Genomic DNA, 14,285 nt, shown 5'->3' with positions numbered 1-14,285 from the left:
TGCTTTACTTCGATGGGAAAAGGGCATCTCATGTTCAATTATCGTAGTGGGTTGGTTAGTAATATTAAATTTGTTAAGGGGAAGGGGGAATTACATGATAGCGGAGGAACGGCTAGGTAAATGGATAGAAAGATACGAAGAAAATGGTTATTTGAATGGTTCAATTTTAATAGCTTCTAACGAAAATATTCTTTTGAACAAAGGTTTTGGTATGGCAAATTGGGAGCATGCTGTACCCAATAAACCTACTACTAAGTTTAAAATCGGCTCACTTACTAAGGCTTTTACAGCTATGAGTATATTTCAATTACACGAAAAAGGGAAATTAAGTATAGATGATTGTATAGGGAAGTATCTTCCTAATTATCCACAAGGTAAAAAAATTACAATTTATCATTGTTTAACAAATACAACAGGAATTCCAAATTTCACGAGCTTTCCCGATTTTTGGCCAAAAACAATGAGACTTCCGATGACTTTACATCAACTGATTGATTCATTTAAACAGCTTGAATTGAACTTCGAACCTGGAAAAAAATTCGAATATTCAAGCTCAGGATACACATTACTAACAGCAATTATTGAACAAGTTTCAGGTATGTCATATGCAGAGTACATACAAGAACAAATATGTCGCCCCTTAGGTATGATTAATACAGGCTGTGATGATGGGATCGAGATAGTTGTAGATTTAGCTTCTGGTTATACATTCTGGGGAAATCCAATTCACTCAGCATACGCAGATTTATCATTCCCTTTAGGAGCCTATGGTTTATATTCTACAACAGAAGATTTATTCCTTTGGGACCAGGCATTAAAATCATCTCAACTCCTTAACAAAGAATTAATGGAAAAAATGTTTACAGCAAACCTTAGTTCATACGCTTCTGGTTGGGTAGTATCTGAAATGTTGGGTAGAAAATGTATGCACCATTTTGGAGATATTAGTGGTTTTTATAGCGATTTTCTTAGATTTGCTGATGAACAAGTTACGATAATCTTTTTAAGCAACATGAACGTTACACCTGTAACACATTTAACTCAAGAGTTGGCGAAGGTAATATTTGATGAACATGTATCAATACCTCCCCCTATCCAACCAATCAACTTTTCGAACACAGAACTTATTGCTGGGAAGTATTTTATTGAAAATGAAGAGAGCAAAATTTTAGACATCTCTATAAATAATGGTGAAATGTATTTAACAGTTCCTAAAATGTACGGGGTATTATATAAATTTAAACTTGTGCCAGTCAGTCACAATAAATCAAAAACAACTTTTTTAACCGAAATGGTTAATGAGCAACTCATATTCCATTATTCATTTTCAGGTGAAATAGTAGGTGTAGAGTATAAAGATTTTAATGAAAAAAAATATATAGCTTATAAACACTTATAGTTACTAAATGTATTCAAGTAACGGGTGCTTTACTTCAAGAAGGAGTACAGCATTTTTCTTATTGAAGTAGCTCAGCGGGTTAGTTTTATAGTGTTATTTAACGTGTGTTCAACAAACGGAGAATTTTTAACTGAATAATACGTGTAATAATTTAAGCGAAATATAAATCAAGGGGGTATTAAGTATGTCTAAAGATGTTATTGCCATTGTAGCCATAGTTTCTTTTGTGATTTGGATTGCGGTTTCCCGAGAAGCTGCAAAACCTTCAAAAGAAATAAAATGGCCAATAATGATAACCTTACTGTCCGCAGGAACTTTATCGGCATTAGTTTTAACCATTTCGCTTTTTCAAAGCCTGCCGTTTTAATTCCGTTAGCGGGTGATATTGTTGAATAAGCTCACTTTTCTTCTTCAACTAACGGTGTGCTATACTTCACGATGGGGTAAAGCCTTTTTTCTCATTGAACTAAAGCAGTAGTTTAGTTGAACAAGCATCTAAGCATTTTTTTCGAATTATAGAAATACACTTTAGTTTTATTTTTGGAGGGAATATTGTGTTTATTGTTAATGTAGAAGGTGCAATCTACAAGAGTGAAAAATGGTTGTTAATAAGACGTAGTGAAAAAGAAGAACATGCTGGAGGTTTACTGTCTCTTGTTGGTGGAAAGGTAGAAAAAGAAGGAACCTCATCAGACATTTTAGAAAAGACACTAAAAAGAGAAATCACTGAAGAAGTTGGGATAGAGGTTTCAAATCTTAGGTATGTTAATAGCTCATCATTCGTTACTGATTCAGGCATAAATGTGGTTGACATTGTTTTTCTCTGCGACCACGAATTAGGCGAAGCATTTGCTAAGAGTACTGATGAAGTTGACGAGGTTATTTGGATGACTACTCAGCAGATTCTAAATAATTCAGATTTACCTATTTATTTAAAGGAAAATATTAAACTTGCTGAAAAACTGTTAAAAAATAATACAGTAGTTATTAAGTAAAAAGTAAATTTTAAGAGACTCACATGTTCAACTAACGGATGCTTTACTTCAATAAGAAGGTTTTATTGCGATTGTGTTGAATAAGTTAATATATGTAAATTTCGGACAAGAGGGGTGCTTTAGTATAAGTCTGGCAGCACTTTTTTCTTGAATTAACGAAGCGGTTTAGTGGAAGAAGAGTTTCATTGATATATATAAATCCTTTTCTGCATCTTAGAAAAGGACATGGAGGGATAGAATGAGATGTTTGATAAACTTATCAATTTTACTGTTACTTGTTTTTTTTATATCGGGTTGTATAGATGGTGAAAAACAAAACAAAGGAATACAAGAAGAGAAACATGAGATGTTGGATGATAACAATACTTCTACGGAAAATACTTACCATTTTTCATATAAAGGGCAGGAGTTTAAAATTATTTCATTTTCCGATGAAGTGTTGAAATATGTAAGAACAATTAGTGAGAATCCTGAGCTTGATAAAAAGGATATCTATACAAAGTATGTATTAGAACCATTTAAAGAGCAATCCTCCCTTAGTGATATCAAATTAGGTGACCCCCTTACACCATCGTGGGAAATAGAACAGTTAGAAAAAAAGACTAATGAACTACTTGAAAATCAAGAACAAATTAATAAATGGATAGAGGAAGCCATATTGAAATCGGCTGAACTGTTGCCAGGTGAGGATACAAATGTTTATATTTTTCCAGTTAATCCTGAAGAATGGCATGTCATTAATACTACTGGAGGATTGAGTGGGCTAACTTATTCAGAAAATGATATTTTACTTAGGATCGACCCATCCGTTTCAGAAGAGATGGTTAAATATGCGGCGGCTCACGAATATCATCACACAGTTAATTTTTTGCATGATAGCATACCAATCGAGTATAACATTTTAGATTTGATCATGACAGAAGGTAAAGCAGAATTCTTCACTACTATTGTATACCCTGAAATTAGAGTCGGACCCTTTTGGACAGAGCCTTTATCAAATGATGCCGAGGCTAAGGTGTTAGAAGATTTAAGCATAAATGGACAATCCATGGATTTTATTATTTACAATAATTTGATTTACGGCAATTCACGTAAAGATATTCCTAGATGGTCGAATTATAAGATTGGTTATTTGATCACTGAAAGTTTCATTGAAAACAATCCCGATATGTCCATTTTGGAATGGACAAAAGTGACTGCAAAGGAAATCGTTAAGGGAAGTAAATATAGTAATTTGCTCCAGTAGAATAAATGTTGTAAGGTGAAAATTATTTTGAGGGAGCTTATATAACTAAGGGAAATAGTAGTTTTATTCCCTTGTTCATTTAGCAGGTGCTTTACTTCAAGTAAGAGTAAAGTCTTTTTCTTATTGAACTAAAGCAACAGTTTTGTTGAACAAAAAGTTCTACACATTTTAGAAACCAAGTGGTTATTTAACCGTATAAATTATTAAAATATTCAAGTAAATGGTACTTGAATCTAAAGGGGGATAAATTAAAATGAAACGAAAATTACTAACCATCATTATCACTTTATTATTTTTGTTTGGTTTGAGTTTAGGTATAACATACTTCACCCACGCTGAATTCACTGACTATTCATTTTTCATTGGATTAGCAGCTACCATTATTATTGGCTTTTTTACTTCAAAGGGTGGTTTTGGTACTCGACGCTTGGATATGACCATTCAAGGTTCCACTGGTATTAAAATGGAAAGTCAAAAGTTTAGTTTTTCGCCTAATATGGTTTTTATCACATCGTTGGCATACACCATCGTAACACTAGTAGCAATGCTTTTTCATTACAGAAGTTATTTCTAAGAGAGTTGAAAATAAAAATATGAAGTCGTTGTGAAAGTTTTCACTTAAACTAATGAGGTGCTTTACTTCAAGAAGGAGTAAAGCCTTTTTCCTTATTGAACTAACGCGGCAGCTTAGTTGAACAAGCTTAGGCAATAATTGAGGAAGATAGAATAGCTAAAGAGGTGATTTTATTGATACTCCCTAAAGGCATTACTGGATTTATTGATAATATGGAGGAAATGATAGACGGACAACAATTTAAAAAAATTTGTTATGAAGTATTGAGAGAGGCAAAAGGAGAAGTTCTTAATTTCGATGGTCCTCTCTATCCACATAATTACTTTAAAGTTCATATTCGTATAAAAGGAGAGTTATTTTATATCCTTTTAAATGAATACTACCCCTATCTTGCCTTCGCTAATAAATGGGAAGATATTGTGATTGAATTTACGGATTTGCCAACATTAAGTATAGCCTTCGGAGAATATTATACTGTCCTCACAAAAAAAGAATTAAATTTACCATTCTCCAAAATGGAACATAATTTAGAAGAAGTTGAGTTGAAACAAGCAGCCTATTGGCAACCACGTTCAATCGGTGAAGTAATTTTCAACTGTTGGGATTAAAGAAAACACGAAAAGCGGCTCTTTTAGCTTGTTCTACTAAAGCAGCAGTTTAGTTGAAGAAGAAAATCCTTTAAAATGATTGTAGGTTTTAAAGGTTAACTGGGTTTCAATAATAGATGGAGGTTGTTGCACTAACGGATGCTGTACTTCAAGAAGGGTTAAAGCCTTTTTCTTATTGAACTAAAGAAGCAGTTTAGTCGAATAAATAAAATTAGAAAAAAGCGGAATTTTAGTTTGTTTATATTCGTATATTATTATGAGTTGATTATTATGACACTTGAAAGGTGGATTTTTTATGTACAAAGTGAATGGTATAGAAGCTTATGAAGCACATAATCGAACTGAGTTATTAGCAGGTTTAGAGGCAAAATCTGAATATATCTTTATTAAAGGAGACTATTATAAAGAAGTAAGAAAGATTATGGATACTCATCTTCCAGAGAACGAAAGTATAGGAGTGGCATTAGGAAGTGCAGGTGTGTTATCAATTCTTATTTATGCAATAGATGCAGTAAGAAATTCATTCAGTGATGCAGATAAAATGGATAAAAAAATTGACAGAAAGTTAAATTCATTCGAAGTTAAAAAGATTACAGATGATGGTTTATTATTGAGCTTAAAGCAGTTAGATTATTAGAACTTGCATACATAGAACTATTTTGGATAGTTCTATGTGAATAAATACACTTAACAAACGGGAGCTTTACTTCAAAAAGAAGTAAAGCTCTTTTCTAATTGAACTAAAGAAGCATTAGTTGAAGAAGGAAATTCAATATAAAAAGGTTTTTTTAAATGTTGAGTTGAATAAATATAAAGGATCTTACTAAATCTTGTAATGATTTTGTTAAATACTATACAAGCTGTATTCATTGATAGAGATGGATCAATTGGTGGAAATGGGCATTTTGTTCACCCTAGAGACTTCACGCCTTATACTTTTAGCCAACATGCTTTAGAAATGTTAAAAGAAAAGGGTCTTAAACTGTTTGCGTTTACTAATCAGCATAGAATTAGATCAGCTGAAGCTTCTATCAGTCAAAAAGGGGTAAGGCCTTTTTTCTTATTGAACTAATGCAGTAGGTTAGTTCAATAAGCAGGAACTATTGGTTGATTGTCGAAACTGTAATGATAAAGGTAATTTAGGCAATTTAAAGAAAAAGACTTGATGAAAGGAGTGAGTTTATGAAAAAAAGAATTTACCTGTTTAGCATAGTAGTCGTAGCACTTCTTATTGGAATATCTGCTTTGACCATAGTGTTAGTCAACAAGGACACTTCTGAAAAAGAAGCAGAAGAAATAACTGAAGTTGTAATTGACGATGAATTTCTAAACGGCTGGAATAAAATTAACATTACATTGAAAGAGAAATCCCAAAATAACTATAATTTTGAAGATATGGATTTGCACAATGGTGATATTTTCTTATTAAATGGAGAAAGTAAGGGGTTGGAATTAAAAGAAGGTGATAATGTATTGGTGGATTTAACCATAATCCCCGATGGTTTAAGTCATACTGGAGTTGGATACATTTTAGATGGTAAATATACAGAGATTTATTTTGCTCCCGTTTTTGATAAACTGATAACCTCTTTTGATGTAAAGGTGGATGGAGATTATATAATTTGTATTATCGGTGGTAACGCAAACTTTATAACAATTAAAGGTGGCGTAATTTCAATTGATTAAATTTAATAATGTCTGTTAGGTGGGGGCCGAAAGCCAACTGATTGAAGGGATTGAGTTCCATAATGTTAGTAAATCGAGAGGATTGGGGGCTTTATAATGAAATATAACATTAAAGGAATATGTAAAATTTATCATAAAGAAGAGGGATGGGGTTGGATTTCAATTGATGGAGAGGATGATGTTTGGGTACATTTCAGTAGTATTCAAATGGATGGGTTTAAATCGCTTATCAAAGGTGAGGCAGTATTGTTTGACCTTGAAGAAAATTCAAGTTTAAAAGAACAATCACGTCGAGCTGTAAATGTTAAGAAACTCGTAAATAAGTTCAACTAACATATGTTTTACTTCAAGAAGGGTCTAGCAATTCTATTATATAAATAACAATTTATTAGGAGGGATTAGTACGTTGAAAACAATAGGTTTAATAGGTGGGATGAGTTGGGAATCATCAAGTGAATATTACCGTTTAATAAATGAAGAAATAAAGAATAAATTAGGTGGATTACATTCAGCCAAATGCATTTTATATAGCGTTGACTTTGACGAAATTGAACGTTATCAAGCAAATGGCGATTGGGAAAATGCTGGACACACTTTGGGGGGTGTGGCAATCTCTTTAGAAAAAGCAGGAGCAGATTTTATTGTTATTTGTACAAACACAATGCACAAGGTAATAAACTATATTGAAGAAAAAATAAATATTCCAATTCTACATATTGCTGATGCGACAGCAAATGAAATAAAGAAAAATAATGTAAATTCAGTTGGGTTACTTGGAACTAAATATACGATGATACAAGACTTTTACAAATCGAGAATTGAAGCTAATGATATCAAGGTATTAATTCCAGATAATGAGGATATAGAACATATAAATGAAGTGATTTATGAAGAATTATGTTTAGGTAAAATCAATCAAACGTCAAAAGAATATTTTAAAAAAGCTATAAAGAGTTTAATTGATAAAGGTGCCGAAGGGATTATATTGGGATGTACAGAGATTGGATTATTAATAAAACAAGAGGATTCTGCAGTTCCAATATTTGATACTACAGTAATTCACGCTATTGAATCAGTTAAAAAGGCAATTGATAAGTAAGGATACTGAATGTAGTATAGATGTATGGACACATCTTGGTTAAGTCAATAAAATTGAACTAACGAAAGGTCGTGTCTGTATTATGAGTCAAAAACGTTATAACCAAGAATTTAAACAAACAGTAGTGGAGCTTCACAGCTCAGGTACCCCGGTCAGCCAACTATCTAGCGAATATGGTGTTTCAGAAGTAACTATCTATAAATGGATTAAACAACTCTCTACAATCGAAGGGACAAAGGAATTAACTGTATCCGATGTAGAAATGATTCAAAAAGAAAACCTACGGTTAAAACAGGAACTTGAAATCCTAAAAAAGGCTATGACCATATTCGCGAGAAAATAGAGGATGAAGAACTGATCGACTACATTACAAATGAAAGCGGGCATCATCCAGTACAAGTGATGTGTCGCATTTTAAAGATGCCTAAAAGTACCTATTATCAATCATTTCATAAGAAACCGAACAGCTACCACGTGGCCAATGAGGCAATATTGGATCGTATAATAGCCATTCATAAAGTAAGTAAAGGTATCTATGGCGCCCCCAAAATACATCGAGTACTTTTAAAAGAAGGCTATTCTTGCAGTATAAAAAGAGTCCAACGTCTGATGAAACAAGCAGGCATCCAGTCAAACATTGTGAAGAAATACCGTCCAGCAAGCACACAGGCACTAGTAGAAGAACGAGAAAATGTGTTGAAGCAAGATTTTACAACAACCACAATCAATGAAAAATGGGTGGCAGATATCACGTATATCCATACGCTTCGAGATGGCTGGTGTTATCTAGCGTCTGTCCTCGATTTGCATTCAAAGAAAATAGTAGGCTACAAGTTTTCCCGTACGATGACCACAGAAATCGTGTTGGATGCTTTAAAATGTGCCGTCGAATTCCAAAATCCTTCACCGGGATTGATCATGCATACGGATCTGGGTACTCAATATACAAGTGAGGCATTTCAAGAACAGTTAAAAAAATATGGAATGATTGCATCATTCAGTCGTAAAGGATGCCCTTATGACAATGCATGCATCGAGTCCTTTCATGCGACACTCAAAAAAGAAGAAGTCTATCAAAAACGATATGAATACTTTGAGAATGCGAGAATCTCGCTATTTCAATATATAGAAGGTTGGTATAATCGCAAACGAATTCATGGAAGCATCGGCTTTGTAACGCCAGAGGCGTATGAAATAATGTGTCGCGCAGCAGCCTGAGTCTTAGGGGTAAAAGCCAATCCCCCCTCCACATTTTTCAGGCACAACATCCATGGGTTAATCTCTCCACGTCCCGAGTAGATTGTCAAAGGCTCTTTTCACTTTGACGATTTACTTGGGATGTGGAACACTTCCTGAATGGTGGTTGTGCAGAAAAAAACTTAATCTTTTTGTGTCCAGAATCTTGACGTAGATCCATACTTTATTCAAATGCTATAGAAATATATAAACGTCACTTACCAAAGAGTTTATAGTTGTTTCACTAACGTGGTGTATTAGCAAAATATGGCCATCATGGTGCAGCACCCCATTAGATGGTCTATTTTTATGTCCAAAACATTAAGTTGATCTCAGATATGCATTGTGAAATGTTATAGCTAAACTAACTTAGCAGTTTAGTTGAAGAAAGTTGGATTTAATAATTTGGGGTGTTTCTATTGAGACTAAGTAGTCAGGATGTTTTGAGGAAATTGACTAACAGTGTGCTTTACTTCAGTAAGGTGTAAAGCTCTTTCTTATTGAATCAATGAAGAAGTTTACTGGAAGAATAGTGGATTTTATATTGCCCCTTATTTAATAAGCATTAAGTGAGAAAATCTGAGTTTGTTGAGAACATAAATATGTATAACATCTGACATTGAAGAGTTCTTAGATAATGGAAACAATAATTTGTATATCTTATAGATTTTTAGCTTCATTCTCTTCGATTAATAGCTCCAGTGCCTCGCGAAGGAGATTTATATCTTGAAGAATTTGTTGTTTTATTAATTCATTAGGACATTTCTTATAGTCAAATACCAATTGATTGAGTTCCTTTGTAAAGAGTTCCATAAGTTATTCTCCTTCTAACTAGGTCTAATTAGTATTATGAACCATTTTTCTAATAAGTAAAAGTAAAATGTATTTTAAATACTACTTTAAATTAAGGCAATATTAAAGGGAAATGGTGATTATCGTAAAATGGTATCATAACGTCTACCTACATTCTCCACAATTAACAAGTATTAATTTCTAGAATTGAGAAAAAGTAAATAGACATATAAAGCGGGGAGGAGAAAAATTGGAAGAAAACGATAGAGGCACTTTATATTTTAATATGTCCATTGGTACACTAGGACTCCTCATTATTGCGGTAGGATTATTCAAATATGTTGAAACAGTTGGAGGGGATTCTTCGTATACATTGTTAGGTTTTCCTTTAACAATGATTTACTTAAATTATCTTGAAGGGAAAGCCGGTATAAGTAAAAAAATATTATGGATTAAATCTATCATAGCGATTTCTTTACTGATTATAATTTATATCTTCTTATTAAACTAACAGGTGCCTTACTTGAACAACGAGTCCTAAGACGTATCCGACCCAAATAAACAATTTTCTTATCAACTCCCATGAAATTAATTCTTCAAGAAATGTCAATTCGTTTAAAAAAAGAGGGGTGCGTAAATAAGTCTATGGACTATGGCCGACTGGATTAAAGTCAGTATCAGTTTTGACACATCCTAACCATTTTCATACTCTGTGGTTCAGCATGGATGGCTAAAGGGTGCTTAGATAAAAATGTGTTCAAATATCTGTTTAGATAATAATATTTCGTTTTGAAAGGGTAATTATAAAATGAAAAAAATTAGAGCGATATTTATTGGTGATGTTAGATATGATCAATGTCCTGTTTTTGAACTAAATAATGAAACAAACTACTTTGAAATGCTGATTGATAAAGAAATGAAATATGAAAAAGAAGTTGTTGAGAAAGATGATGATTTTTTAATTTTTGAAATAGAAAAAGATATTGCAACATTAATGGAGTAATAAAGCACATTCTTTATAAGAAATATAGGAGAAAGCAGAGGTTTACTTAAGCATTTAGATGAGATTGTTTAATAATTGTCTTTGTTATTATTTTACTAACGCGGCTGCTTTGGATCTACGTCAAGATTCTGGACACAAAAAGATTAAGTTTTTTTCTGCACAACCACCATTCAGGAAGTGTTCCACATCCCAAGTAAATCGTCAAAGTGAAAAGAGCCTTTGACAATCTACTCGGGACGTGGAGAGATTAACCCATGGATGTTGTGCCTGAAAAATGTGGAGGGGGGATTGGCTTTTACCCCTAAGACTCAGGCTGCTGCGCGACACATTATTTCATACGCCTCTGGCGTTACAAAGCCGATGCTTCCATGAATTCGTTTGCGATTATACCAACCTTCTATATATTGAAATAGCGAGATTCTCGCATTCTCAAAGTATTCATATCGTTTTTGATAGACTTCTTCTTTTTTGAGTGTCGCATGAAAGGACTCGATGCATGCATTGTCATAAGGGCATCCTTTACGACTGAATGATGCAATCATTCCATATTTTTTTAACTGTTCTTGAAATGCCTCACTTGTATATTGAGTACCCAGATCCGTATGCATGATCAATCCCGGTGAAGGATTTTGGAATTCGACGGCACATTTTAAAGCATCCAACACGATTTCTGTGGTCATCGTACGGGAAAACTTGTAGCCTACTATTTTCTTTGAATGCAAATCGAGGACAGACGCTAGATAACACCAGCCATCTCGAAGCGTATGGATATACGTGATATCTGCCACCCATTTTTCATTGATTGTGGTTGTTGTAAAATCTTGCTTCAACACATTTTCTCGTTCTTCTACTAGTGCCTGTGTGCTTGCTGGACGGTATTTCTTCACAATGTTTGACTGGATGCCTGCTTGTTTCATCAGACGTTGGACTCTTTTTATACTGCAAGAATAGCCTTCTTTTAAAAGTACTCGATGTATTTTGGGGGCGCCATAGATACCTTTACTTACTTTATGAATGGCTATTATACGATCCAATATTGCCTCATTGGCCACGTGGTAGCTGTTCGGTTTCTTATGAAATGATTGATAATAGGTACTTTTAGGCATCTTTAAAATGCGACACATCACTTGTACTGGATGATGCCCGCTTTCATTTGTAATGTAGTCGATCAGTTCTTCATCCTCTATTTTCTCGCGAATATGGTCATAGCCTTTTTTAGGATTTCAAGTTCCTGTTTTAACCGTAGGTTTTCTTTTTGAATCATTTCTACATCGGATACAGTTAATTCCTTTGTCCCTTCGATTGTAGAGAGTTGTTTAATCCATTTATAGATAGTTACTTCTGAAACACCATATTCGCTAGATAGTTGGCTGACCGGGGTACCTGAGCTGTGAAGCTCCACTACTGTTTGTTTAAATTCTTGGTTATAACGTTTTTGACTCATAATACAGACACGACCTTTCGTTAGTTCAATTTTATTGACTTAACCAAGATGTGTCCATACATCTATACTACATTCACTTAGTTGATTAAAAGGAATATTAAAACTAATAACGAATTAATAAAATACAAGGACACTAATTCGATATCTCATGGGAGTTGTAAAATTAGAATAATAAGTTCTTTACTTGGTTGTTTTCTAATAATTTTTGTTGGTTATTGTTTTTAAGTACCACCATTTTAAATGAACCTAATAAAAACGTAATGGTTGAAATAGTAAGAATAATGATGCTTGTTTGGGGATTTTTGTTTTGAAAAAAATGCTAATTTTGGAAAATAAATGCCATCTTGAACTCGTAGGTTAGTTGAAGTTTCCATTGCTATGTGAGTACAACCATGCTCCTCAATCTAGTCAATTAACTTGTAATAGAAATACAGTGTTAGTTTCACATTTTCATTCTCTGTGGTGTACCGCTGATTATGTGTTACATAGATGGCTAACAGGGCAGGCTCGTTCATGTGGTAACAGTATATAGTGTATACATTAAGAGAAATCCACTTGAATCTTAATAAATGAACTATATGATTTAGGGCTTTCTCTTTTTTAGTTTACTATTTTAAGTTGCAGAAATTAAGTTAAGGGCTTTTCTCCTCTAAGATATATCCGTCTCGATTTTCTTTCTCAATGTTGAAACTAACATAACAATCATATATTGTTGTATTCAGTCATATGGTTCATCAACTTAAACCATTAAACAGTTTATTGGAGGCGTTTTACAGAATGAATAAACAAGATCAGCTAAAAATGATCAAAGAGGATTTTATTAATAGTCAAAAAGTTCTGTTGGCAATTGGTGATGAAACCCGTCAATCGATTTTGTTAGTCCTAATGGGTACGGATTGTCAAACGGGTTTACGTGTTGGTGAAATCACGGAACAAACACATCTCTCACGACCTGCTGTGTCCCATCATCTTAAGATTCTACGAGATTCCGGTGTTATTTTAATGCGTAAAGAAGGAACAAAAAACTATTATTATATTAATGTACGTACAGAATTAGGCTTATTAAGAACACTTGTGTCAGATATTGATAAGTTCATGCAGAACTTTTATTGAAATGATGGAATTTAAACAGACATTATTTGGAGGTGTAGGCTATGAGAGCAATGGTTATTGAAAGGTATGGGGAAAATTCAATGAGTTTGGTAGAAATGCCCACACCTGAAATTGGGGAATATGAGGTACTCGCAGAAATTCATGCAGCTAGTATTAATCCAATTGATTTTAAGATACGCGATGGTAAGGTGAAATTGTTAGTTAAATATCAAATGCCACTTATCTTAGGGAATGACTTTGCTGGTGTCATTACACAGGTTGGCGCAAAAGTGACTCGTTTTAAAGTTGGTGATGAAATATATGCACGTCCTCGTAAGAGTAAAATCGGTACTTTTGCTGAATATATCGCTATTCATGAAGATGACATCGCCTTAAAACCTAAAAATTTGAGCTTTGAAGAAGCGGCGTCTATCCCACTGGTTGGATTAACCACCTATCAAGCTTTAACAGACATTTTGCAATTACAAAAGGGACAAAAGATTTTAATTCAAGCTGGGGCTGGTGGTGTCGGCACCTTTGCTATTCAACTGGCCAAATTAATGGGTGCCACTGTTGCAACCACTGCCAGTGAAGCTGGTGCGAATCTAGTAAAATCTCTTGGTGCTGATGAAATTATAAACTACAAGACAGAAAAATTTGAAGAGATACTGAAAAACTATGATGCCGTATTTGATACTCTTGGGGGCGAGATACTCGAAAAATCATTCGAAGTGATAAAAAGCGGTGGAAAAATTGTTTCCGTTTCAGGATTACCGAATGCTCGTTTTGGCAAAGAATATGGTTCAGGATTTTTTAAAACGTTGTTGTTTTTTGCAGCAAGTCATAAACTTGTTGCGCTTGAAAAAAAACATAATGCTCAATATACGTTTCTGTTTATGAAGCCAAGTGGAGAGCAATTACGTATAATTGCGAATTTAATAGAGACTGGCAAAATCAATCCAGTTATTGATAGAGTTTTTCCTTTTGAAAATGCTCAAAAAGCGATGGAATATGCAGAGTCTGGTAGGGCTAAAGGGAAAATAATAGTTAAAATCAAATAGTTATGAAACAAAGAAAAAAAGTACTGAAAAAATATTTTAGGAGTAGTCTT

18 protein-coding genes are annotated in these 14,285 nt (G+C 33.7%); 16 read left to right on the top strand and 2 right to left on the bottom strand.

Annotated features, from left to right (window positions below):
• Window positions 1-94: 94 nt before the first annotated feature.
• From MKY29_RS11460 to MKY29_RS11405, 12 genes are all read left to right on the top strand, one after another.
• Window positions 95-1,399 (top strand): serine hydrolase domain-containing protein, encoded by a 1,305-nt coding sequence (locus tag MKY29_RS11460; RefSeq protein WP_340879841.1) that lies wholly within the window; start codon window positions 95-97, stop codon window positions 1,397-1,399.
• A gap of 184 nt (window positions 1,400-1,583) precedes the next feature.
• Window positions 1,584-1,766: a hypothetical protein gene (locus MKY29_RS11455; RefSeq protein ID WP_340879840.1), complete on the top strand. Its 183-nt coding sequence runs from the start codon at window positions 1,584-1,586 to the stop codon at window positions 1,764-1,766.
• 187 nt (window positions 1,767-1,953) lie between these two features.
• On the top strand, window positions 1,954-2,394 hold the full coding sequence (locus tag MKY29_RS11450; protein ID WP_340879839.1) for an NUDIX hydrolase: 441 nt from the start codon (window positions 1,954-1,956) through the stop codon (window positions 2,392-2,394).
• A 238-nt stretch (window positions 2,395-2,632) separates the two neighbouring features.
• Complete coding sequence (locus tag MKY29_RS11445; protein WP_340879838.1) at window positions 2,633-3,640, top strand: DUF2268 domain-containing protein; 1,008 nt, start codon at window positions 2,633-2,635, stop codon at window positions 3,638-3,640.
• Window positions 3,641-3,893: 253 nt separating this feature from the next.
• Window positions 3,894-4,214, top strand: a complete 321-nt coding sequence (locus MKY29_RS11440; RefSeq protein WP_241600664.1) for a hypothetical protein — start codon at window positions 3,894-3,896, stop codon at window positions 4,212-4,214.
• Window positions 4,215-4,387: 173 nt separating this feature from the next.
• Window positions 4,388-4,822 (top strand): hypothetical protein, encoded by a 435-nt coding sequence (locus tag MKY29_RS11435; protein WP_340879837.1) that lies wholly within the window; start codon window positions 4,388-4,390, stop codon window positions 4,820-4,822.
• Window positions 4,823-5,117: 295 nt separating this feature from the next.
• A complete protein-coding gene (locus MKY29_RS11430; RefSeq protein WP_241599802.1) occupies window positions 5,118-5,459 on the top strand; it encodes a hypothetical protein in 342 nt (113 codons plus the stop codon).
• A 204-nt stretch (window positions 5,460-5,663) separates the two neighbouring features.
• Window positions 5,664-5,894, top strand: coding sequence for a hypothetical protein (locus MKY29_RS11425; RefSeq protein ID WP_340879836.1), 231 nt, complete (start codon window positions 5,664-5,666; stop codon window positions 5,892-5,894).
• Window positions 5,895-6,004: 110 nt separating this feature from the next.
• The gene (locus MKY29_RS11420) at window positions 6,005-6,508 is read left to right on the top strand and encodes a hypothetical protein (protein ID WP_340879835.1); all 504 of its coding nucleotides are present in this window, start codon (window positions 6,005-6,007) and stop codon (window positions 6,506-6,508) included.
• A gap of 96 nt (window positions 6,509-6,604) precedes the next feature.
• Window positions 6,605-6,841, top strand: a complete 237-nt coding sequence (locus tag MKY29_RS11415; RefSeq protein ID WP_340879834.1) for a cold shock domain-containing protein — start codon at window positions 6,605-6,607, stop codon at window positions 6,839-6,841.
• 73 nt (window positions 6,842-6,914) lie between these two features.
• Window positions 6,915-7,607, top strand: coding sequence for an aspartate/glutamate racemase family protein (locus MKY29_RS11410; protein ID WP_340879833.1), 693 nt, complete (start codon window positions 6,915-6,917; stop codon window positions 7,605-7,607).
• Between the two features lie 82 nt (window positions 7,608-7,689).
• A protein-coding gene (locus tag MKY29_RS11405; RefSeq protein WP_340879647.1) for an IS3 family transposase occupies window positions 7,690-8,825 on the top strand; the annotation gives its coding sequence in 2 pieces (ribosomal slippage) (window positions 7,690-7,915 and window positions 7,915-8,825; 1,137 coding nt in all).
• Between the two features lie 678 nt (window positions 8,826-9,503).
• Here MKY29_RS11405 and MKY29_RS11400 read toward each other — a convergent pair.
• On the bottom strand, window positions 9,504-9,656 hold the full coding sequence (locus MKY29_RS11400) for a hypothetical protein (protein ID WP_269915841.1): 153 nt from the start codon (window positions 9,654-9,656) through the stop codon (window positions 9,504-9,506).
• Window positions 9,657-9,885: 229 nt separating this feature from the next.
• On the opposite strand from MKY29_RS11400, the gene MKY29_RS11395 reads away from it, so the two are divergent.
• Complete coding sequence (locus MKY29_RS11395; protein WP_093496316.1) at window positions 9,886-10,146, top strand: hypothetical protein; 261 nt, start codon at window positions 9,886-9,888, stop codon at window positions 10,144-10,146.
• A gap of 297 nt (window positions 10,147-10,443) precedes the next feature.
• Entirely contained in the window at window positions 10,444-10,638 is a 195-nt protein-coding gene (locus MKY29_RS11390) for a hypothetical protein (protein ID WP_340879832.1), read from the top strand.
• 308 nt (window positions 10,639-10,946) lie between these two features.
• On the opposite strand, the gene MKY29_RS11385 is transcribed toward MKY29_RS11390, so the two are convergent.
• Window positions 10,947-12,082, bottom strand: a protein-coding gene (locus MKY29_RS11385; RefSeq protein ID WP_340879647.1) for an IS3 family transposase whose coding sequence is annotated in 2 segments (ribosomal slippage) — window positions 10,947-11,857 and window positions 11,857-12,082 — 1,137 coding nt in all. Because the reading frame shifts where the segments join, the coding sequence is not laid out codon by codon here.
• Window positions 12,083-12,859: 777 nt separating this feature from the next.
• Here MKY29_RS11385 and MKY29_RS11380 point away from each other — a divergent pair.
• Complete coding sequence (locus MKY29_RS11380) at window positions 12,860-13,195, top strand: ArsR/SmtB family transcription factor (RefSeq protein WP_093496318.1); 336 nt, start codon at window positions 12,860-12,862, stop codon at window positions 13,193-13,195.
• Window positions 13,196-13,236: 41 nt separating this feature from the next.
• Window positions 13,237-14,235, top strand: a complete 999-nt coding sequence (locus MKY29_RS11375; protein WP_340879831.1) for an NADP-dependent oxidoreductase — start codon at window positions 13,237-13,239, stop codon at window positions 14,233-14,235.
• Window positions 14,236-14,285 lie beyond the last annotated feature (50 nt).

It is taken from the genome of Psychrobacillus sp. FSL K6-2365 (assembly GCF_038003165.1).
Taxonomy (GTDB): Bacteria; Bacillota; Bacilli; order Bacillales_A; family Planococcaceae; genus Psychrobacillus; species Psychrobacillus psychrodurans.
The sequence above is the reverse complement of the archived record's forward strand: the minus strand, read 5'-3'. Positions and strand labels throughout refer to the sequence as shown.

Coding starts and splice junctions, on each gene's coding strand:
- MKY29_RS11460 (WP_340879841.1), top strand. CDS start 95: ATGATAGCGGAGGAACGGCTAGGTAAATGGATAGAAAGATACGAAGAA.
- MKY29_RS11455 (WP_340879840.1), top strand. CDS start 1,584: ATGTCTAAAGATGTTATTGCCATTGTAGCCATAGTTTCTTTTGTGATT.
- MKY29_RS11445 (WP_340879838.1), top strand. CDS start 2,633: ATGAGATGTTTGATAAACTTATCAATTTTACTGTTACTTGTTTTTTTT.
- MKY29_RS11440 (WP_241600664.1), top strand. CDS start 3,894: ATGAAACGAAAATTACTAACCATCATTATCACTTTATTATTTTTGTTT.
- MKY29_RS11430 (WP_241599802.1), top strand. CDS start 5,118: ATGTACAAAGTGAATGGTATAGAAGCTTATGAAGCACATAATCGAACT.
- MKY29_RS11420 (WP_340879835.1), top strand. CDS start 6,005: ATGAAAAAAAGAATTTACCTGTTTAGCATAGTAGTCGTAGCACTTCTT.
- MKY29_RS11415 (WP_340879834.1), top strand. CDS start 6,605: ATGAAATATAACATTAAAGGAATATGTAAAATTTATCATAAAGAAGAG.
- MKY29_RS11400 (WP_269915841.1), bottom strand. CDS start 9,656: ATGGAACTCTTTACAAAGGAACTCAATCAATTGGTATTTGACTATAAG.
- MKY29_RS11390 (WP_340879832.1), top strand. CDS start 10,444: ATGAAAAAAATTAGAGCGATATTTATTGGTGATGTTAGATATGATCAA.
- MKY29_RS11380 (WP_093496318.1), top strand. CDS start 12,860: ATGAATAAACAAGATCAGCTAAAAATGATCAAAGAGGATTTTATTAAT.
- MKY29_RS11375 (WP_340879831.1), top strand. CDS start 13,237: ATGAGAGCAATGGTTATTGAAAGGTATGGGGAAAATTCAATGAGTTTG.